The following is a 332-nucleotide window of genomic DNA, read 5'->3' on the forward strand; positions in this document are numbered from 1 at the left end:
TCCCTTGCTCATCATTTTCGACGCCTCTGTCTCTCTGTCTTATGTCCGGTTTCCCGGTTGGGCTTTTGCCCTTGTTGAGACGGAGAATAGGCGCGGTTTATTACCGATGGGCTTAATGAGTTAAGTTAACTTTTCCTTGGCTTCGGCTTTGGTTATCAGAATGCAACCATGTGTAAGAATTCGGAAATTCTTCTGAATAAGCGTTTACTAAAAGAAACGGGCGGTAAACACCGCCCGCCTTGTTTCCGTAATAATGCGGACCTTACAGAACCTTGCCGGGGTTCATGATGCCCGCCGGATCGAAGGCCGCCTTGATGCGGCGCATCAGGTCG

Annotated in this window: 1 protein-coding gene; it reads right to left on the bottom strand. The window is 49.7% G+C overall.

Features of this window, described 5'->3' with window-relative positions; all coding sequences use genetic code 11:
- Positions 1-262: 262 nt before the first annotated feature.
- Positions 263-328 carry an FAD-linked oxidase C-terminal domain-containing protein gene (locus tag SB719_RS19315; RefSeq protein ID WP_412159626.1) on the bottom strand — a complete coding sequence of 22 codons (66 nt, stop codon included), beginning with the start codon at positions 326-328 and terminating at the stop codon, positions 263-265.
- Positions 329-332 lie beyond the last annotated feature (4 nt).

This window comes from Pantoea sp. SIMBA_079 (assembly GCF_046940275.1).
Classification (GTDB): Bacteria; Pseudomonadota; Gammaproteobacteria; order Enterobacterales; family Enterobacteriaceae; genus Pantoea; species Pantoea borealis.